Raw genomic sequence first — 6,218 nt, forward strand, 5'->3', positions numbered from 1 at the left:
CGCAGCCGCAGGAAGGGCTCGCCGGCGCGGAGTTCGGCGCGCGTGGTGACGGTGACGTCCTCCTCGGCGGCGGAGCGGGCGCCGGCCTCCGCGTCGCCGGACGCGGGCCAGCGGTAGGTCCGGACGACCGGCAGTTCCCGCATCCCGTCCCCTCTCGGCACGGCAGCCCAGCCTAGCGGACTTGTTTCCGGAGAGCTCTCCGGATAATCTCCACTTTAAGTGGAAATATCTCCGTTTTGGGAGCTGAAATGATGGTGCAAACCACGGCGGGCGGGCCGGACACCGGCGCCCTCGCCGGCCGCGCCGCGCTGGTCACCGGAGGCGGACGCGGAATCGGCGCGGAGATCGCGCTGGCGCTCGCCCGGGACGGCGCCGACGTCGCCGTGACCTACGTACGGGCCGCCGACCGGGCCGCGGAGGTCGTCACCGACATCGAGGCGGCGGGTGGGCGGGGCCTCGCGATCGCCGCGGACGCCGCCGACCCCGCGGCCGTCGCCGCCGCGGTCGACCAGGCGGCCGCCACGTTCGGCCGCCTCGACATCCTGGTCAACAACGCCGGGATCGCACCCTTCGGCCCCTTGGAGGAGGTCGTCGCAGAGGAGCTGGACCGGACGCTGGCGATCCACGTCCGGGCGGCGTTCGTCGCGGCGCAGGCCGCGGCCCGCCACCTCGGGCCGGGCGGGCGCGTCGTCAACATCGGCAGCAGCCTCGCCGAGCGCGTCCCCTACCCCGGGTGGACGCTGTACGCGATGAGCAAGGCGGCGCTCACCGGGCTCACCCGCGGGCTGGCCCGCGACCTCGGGCCGCGCGGGATCACCGTGAACGTGGTGCAGCCCGGCCCGACCGACACCGAGATGAACCCCGCCGGATCCGCGGACGCCGGGGTCGAGCGCGGGTTCACCGCGCTCGGCCGGTACGCGCACCCCCGGGAGGTCGCCGCGACCGTCGCGCACCTGGCGGGTCCGGGAGGCGGCTACGTGACCGGTGCGTCGATTCCGGTCGACGGGGGATACACCGCGTGATGGCCTGGATATATCTGCTGGTCGCCTCGCTGATGGAGATGGTGTGGGCGACGGCCCTTAAGCAGTCGGAAGGGTTCACGAGGCTCTGGCCCACCGTGATCGGGCTGGCGGTGGCGCTGCTGAGCGTCGCGATCCTGACGCTGTCACTGCGCGAGCTGCCGATCGGCACGGCGTACGCGGTGTTCACCGGCCTGGGCGCGCTCGGCGTGGCGCTGGTCGGCATCATCGCGCTGAACGAGAGCACCTCGCCGTCCCGCCTAATCTGCCTGGCGCTCATCCTGATCGGCGTGGTCGGCCTCCAGCTCGGCGAGAACTGAGGCCGCCGCCCGCGCCGGTTGGGGCAGAGTAGGGACATGACCAAGGTGATGCTGGGGATCGACATCGGCGGTTCGGGGATCAAAGGGGCCCCGGTCGACCTCTCGGACGGCTCGTTCGTCCGGGAGCGCTACCGGGTCGCCACACCGCGGCCGGCCCGGCCGAAGGCGGTCGCGAAGGTCGTCGCCGAGGTCGTGGAGCACTTCGGGTGGGACGGCCCCGTCGGCGTCACCTACCCCGGAGTGGTGATGGACGGTGTGACGATGTCGGCGGCGAACGTGTCCAAGCAGTGGATCGGGCTGGACGCGGCGTCGCTGCTCGCCGGCGCCACCGGCCGCGAGGTCACCCTGCTCAACGACGCGGACGCGGCCGGGCTGGCCGAGATGCGGCTCGGCCGGGGCCGCGACCGGAAGGGCACCGTCCTCCTGCTCACGCTCGGCACGGGCATCGGCAGCGCGCTGTTCACCGACGGCGTCCTCGTGCCGAACACCGAGTTCGGGCACATCGAGATCGGCGGGGAGGACGCCGAGCTGCGCGCGTCGGCGAAGGCCCGCGAGGAGGAGGGGCTCGACTGGGCGGAGTGGGCCGGGCGGCTCAGCACCTACATCGGCCGGCTGGAGGCGCTGCTCTCCCCGTCGCTGATCATCGTGAGCGGCGGGGTGAGCAAGCGGTCCGAGCGCTTCCTCCCGCTGATCGAGGGCGTGCGGGCGGAGATCGTCGCGGCGCGGCTGGTGAACCACGCGGGCATCGTCGGCGCGGCGCTGGCGGCGGCCGACGCGCGGAAGGCCCGCCGCAAGCGCTAGGCCGTTCTCAGCCGGACGGTCGCGATCTCCCACGGGCGCAGGTCCAAGGTGGCCGTGCCGTCGTGCACGTCGAGCGGTTCGCCGGGGCGTCCGCGCAGGTCGGCGCGGGCCGCCTCGGTGAACGGGCCGCGCAGGACGGCGGTGGACGGCTCGTCCCGCAGCGCGACGACCCGGGTCTCGATCCAGCCGTCGCGGGCGCGCAGGGACGTCATGGCGACGCCGTCGCCGGTGATCGCGACGCCCTCCCGGGACGGCGCGGCGGGCACGGTGGCGTGCCCGTATCCGGCGGCGGTGAGCAGGTCGTGCCGGTACGCCTCGGCGGCCTGGAGGACGGCGGAGCCCGGCCGCCCGCCCGCGTAGGGCATGATCGCGAACCCGGCGGTGCGCTCGCCGCGGCACTGCGCCCGCGGCGTCGCCAGCTGCGGCCCGGCGGGCTGGTCGCGGTAGGCGTTGCGGTCGCGCGACAGGTGCCCGACCGACCGCAGCAGCGTCAGCGCCAGCTCCCGCCCGCCGCCGGCGACCTCGTACTCGGTGACGTGCTCCAACAGGGCCGCGAGCCCCCCGGCGGCGGCGAACCCCGACGCCGGGAACGTCGGGACGGGCCGCTCCCCGAAGCCGCCCTCCGCCGTCAGGCCCCGCTCGGTCACCGCGAACTGCCCCTCGGCGAACGACGTGGCGGCGCGGCGCGGGAGCGGCAGGTGCAGCCGGACGCGGTGGTCCTCGCAGCGGTTGTCGAACGTGACGCGCAGCCGCAGGAAGGGCTCGCCGGCGCGGAGTTCGGCGCGCGTGGTGACGGTGACGTCCTCCTCGGCGGCGGAGCGGGCGCCGGCCTCCGCGTCGCCGGACGCGGGCCAGCGGTAGGTCCGGACGATGTCGAGGGCGGCGACGAGGGGACCGTTCCAGACGGGCCGCACGTCCACCGACAGGGGATCTTCGATGAGGCGGTCGGCGGCGGGCGGGGCGTGGTTGTAGGTGTCGCCGAGGTCGCCGCCGTCCACGATCCGCCCGATTCCCTCGATGACCTCGCCGGAGGGGGTGCGCAGGGTGAGCGTCCCGTCGGTGTTCACCTGGGCGCGCAGGAGGCCGTTGTCCAGGGCTTTCCCGTCGGCCACGACCGGCGCGTCCGGCGCGGCGCCCGTCGCCGGGACGGGCCGGACGGTGGCCAGGCCCAGCGCGGGCACGTCCACGAGCGCGGCGACGGTGTGGCGCGGGTCGGCGAGGATCCGGACGCGCCAGTCCCCGTCCGCGCCGCGCAGCGCATCCCGCACCGCGCCGAGGTCGAACGGCACACCGGCGCGGGCCGTCACGCGGAAGGTGAGCGTCCGGTCCTCCCGGGACACCGTCCAGTCGCGGATCTCCTGCCCGAACAGCACCCGCCCGTAGATGCGCTCCAGCAGGATCGGCAGGCGGGACGCCGGATGGACGGCGTCGTCCAGCACGGTCGGCGCGGACTCAAGGGTCTGCACGGGCACCGGGCGCCCGTTTCCGGTCACCAGGCCGGGCTCGCCATCCGACGGGACGTCCAGCGTCACCAGGCCGGTGCGGGCGGCCGGAGACGGGTTGAAGACCAGATGCGCGCCGAGCGGCACCGCGGCGGCGCGTTCGGCGGTGACGAGGTCGCAGACGGCCCGGCCGAGCTGCCCGGCCTCGGCCATGCGGGCCGCGACCTGCTCCGCCGTCTCGTCGCTGCCGCAGCCGGTGACCGAGTCGTGGCAGCTCACCTCGATCAGCCGCCGCCACGCCAGGTCGAGGAACCGGCGCGCGTCCCCCGCGTACCAGAGCGCGGCCAGCGGCTCGGCGTACCGCTCGACCAGCCGCTCGGCGCGTCCCATCGCCTCCTTGAGGTGGACGCGCGCGGAGATCACACCGGGCAGGATGTTGGCCCGCGCGTGCGACCGCAGCTCCCCGCGCACGCGCGGGAGGCCGGCCACGGACGAGTCCAGCCCCGCGAAGTAGCCGGCGAGGGTCTCCATGCGCATGCCCGGGGTCTCGGAGATCCGGTCGGCGAGGTCCGGAGCGGGCGCGGTGTGGTCGGCGCCGTACATGGCCAGCAGCGGGCCGCCGCGCGGATACCAGCGGCCCATCGACTCCGCGAACGCCGCCGCCCGGCCGGGCAGCGCCGGCGCGGCGCCCGGGAACTCCTCGAACATCGACGCGGCGTTGCCGTAGCCGCCCTCCGGCAGGTACTGGGTGCGGATCGCCGTGCCGTCCGGCGCCTCCCACGCGAACGCGCTGGCCCGGACCGCGTCGGGGACGCCGCGCCACACGCACGCGTGCTCGATGCCCGCGCCCCGGAGGATCTGCGGCGTCTGCGCGCAATGCCCGAACTGGTCGGGCAGGTAGCCGACCATCATCACCGCGCCCATCTCCTCGGCGCGGCGCATCCCCGTCTCCAGGTTGCGGACGATGTTCTCCCCCGAGCACAGGAACTCGTCGTGCAGGATCTGCCAGGGGCCGATCGCGAGCCGCCCCTCCCGGACGAGCGCGGCGAGCCGGTCCCGCTGCTCGGGCCGGACCTCCAGGTAGTCGTCGACCGCCGCCATCTGCCCGTCCAGCGTGAAGCGCCACCGCCGGTCGGCCTCCATGCCGCCGATCACGCCGTCGAGCAGCGACACGAGCCGGAGCCGGAAACGCTGGAACGGCAGGTACCACTCGCGGTCCCAGTGGGTGTGCGGAACGACGACGATCTCCGGTGCCCGGTCCGCGTTCACCCGCACAGCGCGCTCACCCCGTTCTCGTGGACCACCGCCTACCGGCTACGTGCCCAACGGGACAAGGCGGGAAAACCTCCCGGGTCAGGGGTCCATCAGCTCGGCGGACCGCGCGGCGAACGCCTCCATCGCCTTCGCGGTGACCGGGCCCGGCGCCGCGGGCAGGACCGTCCCGTCCACGGCCCGGATCGGCTGGACGTCCCGCGTCGTGGACGTCAGAAACGCCTCGTCGGCACGGTACAGGTCGTCCAGCGCGAGGTCCTCCTCCTCGCCGCCGAACCACTCCAGCGTCAGCGCGCGCGTCACCCCGGCCAGGCAGCCGGACGACAGCGGCGGCGTGACCAGGCGGCCGCCGAGGACGACGAAGATGTTGCTGCCCGTCCCCTCGCACAGGTTCCCCGCGAGGTTGCCGAAGATCGCCTCGCCGCCGCCGCGCTCCTTCGCGTACGCGAGCGCCAGCGCGTTCTCCGCGTACGAGGTCGTCTTGAGGCCGGACAGCGCGCCGCGCTCGTTGCGCGGCCACGGCACGACCGTCACGTCCGCGGCCGGCGGGAACGGGTCCTGCGGCCCCACGATGATCGACAGGGTCGGCCCGGCGTCGCCGCGGTTCGAGCCCAGCGGGCCGGGACCGCTCGTGTAGGTGATCCGGATCCGCGCCAGCGGCCACTTCGGCGCCGCCGCCAGCACCTCGAGCGTCCCCTGGGCGACGGTGTCGTGGTCGGGTTCGGGCAGGCCGAGGCCGGCCGCCGAACGGGCCAGCCGCCGCAGATGCCGCGTCAGCGCGAACGGCACCCCGTTCGCCGCCTTCACCGTCTCGAAGATCCCGTCGCCGACGAGCATGCCGTGGTCGAACACCGACACCACCGCCCGCTCGGGTTCGAGCAGTTCCCCGTTCAGCCAGATCCTGGCCTGCTCCACCGGAAGCCACCTCCCATGCCGGGCCGCCTCCGGCCCGGTTCGCCGCCGCCGGGCCGCTCGGACGCGCCCGCGCGATGCCGGGCCACCGCGGGCCGGCCCCCCCCGGTCCGGTGCGGCGGGACTCCGCCTCCACCCGGCCGTCGCCCCCACAGTACGGTCCTCGGCGGACGGGTTCGAGTTCTTCCCGCAGGTTCACGCCAGGACGCAGCCGAACGAATCCGCGAGCCCCCGATGGCCCGCCTCGGTCACCACCAGCGCGCGGCGCGTCGTCCCGCGCACGAACCAGCCCAGCTCCATCATCCGCTCCGTGAGCGCCGCCCCCAGCGCCCCGTTCAGATGCGGGCGCCGCTCCGTCCAGTCGAGGCACTCCCACGCGAACCGGCGCCGTCCCCCGCGCAGCGCCGCCACATCCAGGCCGAGCGCCGCCAGCCGCTCCTCCCCCTTGGCCG

The 6,218-nt window shown here is 75.0% G+C and carries 5 protein-coding genes and 1 pseudogene; 3 read left to right on the plus strand and 3 right to left on the minus strand.

Annotated features, from left to right (window positions below):
- The first annotated feature begins 248 nt into the window (after positions 1-248).
- From E1200_RS30155 to ppgK, 3 genes are read left to right on the plus strand one after another with little or no spacing between them, the layout of a single operon-like run.
- Positions 249-1,022: an SDR family oxidoreductase gene (locus E1200_RS30155; protein ID WP_243708945.1), complete on the plus strand. Its 774-nt coding sequence runs from the start codon at positions 249-251 to the stop codon at positions 1,020-1,022.
- On the plus strand, positions 1,022-1,339 hold the full coding sequence (locus E1200_RS30160; RefSeq protein ID WP_131955499.1) for a multidrug efflux SMR transporter: 318 nt from the start codon (positions 1,022-1,024) through the stop codon (positions 1,337-1,339). The genes E1200_RS30155 and E1200_RS30160 overlap by 1 nt, the downstream gene beginning before the upstream one ends.
- 36 nt (positions 1,340-1,375) lie before the next feature.
- A complete protein-coding gene (gene ppgK / locus E1200_RS30165) occupies positions 1,376-2,140 on the plus strand; it encodes a polyphosphate--glucose phosphotransferase (protein ID WP_131955501.1) in 765 nt (254 codons plus the stop codon).
- Here the strand turns inward: ppgK and E1200_RS30170 are convergent.
- The 3 genes and pseudogenes from E1200_RS30170 to E1200_RS34135 all read right to left on the minus strand — a co-directional run.
- Complete coding sequence (locus E1200_RS30170; RefSeq protein WP_243708947.1) at positions 2,137-4,857, minus strand: alpha-mannosidase; 2,721 nt, start codon at positions 4,855-4,857, stop codon at positions 2,137-2,139. The genes ppgK and E1200_RS30170 overlap by 4 nt on opposite strands.
- A gap of 78 nt (positions 4,858-4,935) precedes the next feature.
- On the minus strand, positions 4,936-5,769 hold the full coding sequence (locus E1200_RS30175; RefSeq protein WP_243708949.1) for an aminodeoxychorismate lyase: 834 nt from the start codon (positions 5,767-5,769) through the stop codon (positions 4,936-4,938).
- A gap of 192 nt (positions 5,770-5,961) precedes the next feature.
- Positions 5,962-6,218: pseudogene (locus E1200_RS34135) on the minus strand (transcriptional regulator); the annotation flags it as partial.

It is taken from the genome of Actinomadura sp. GC306 (assembly GCF_004348665.1).
In the GTDB taxonomy this organism is placed as follows: Bacteria; Actinomycetota; Actinomycetes; order Streptosporangiales; family Streptosporangiaceae; genus Spirillospora.

Coding starts and splice junctions, on each gene's coding strand:
- E1200_RS30155 (WP_243708945.1), top strand. CDS start 249: ATGATGGTGCAAACCACGGCGGGCGGGCCGGACACCGGCGCCCTCGCC.
- E1200_RS30160 (WP_131955499.1), top strand. CDS start 1,022: ATGGCCTGGATATATCTGCTGGTCGCCTCGCTGATGGAGATGGTGTGG.
- ppgK (WP_131955501.1), top strand. CDS start 1,376: ATGACCAAGGTGATGCTGGGGATCGACATCGGCGGTTCGGGGATCAAA.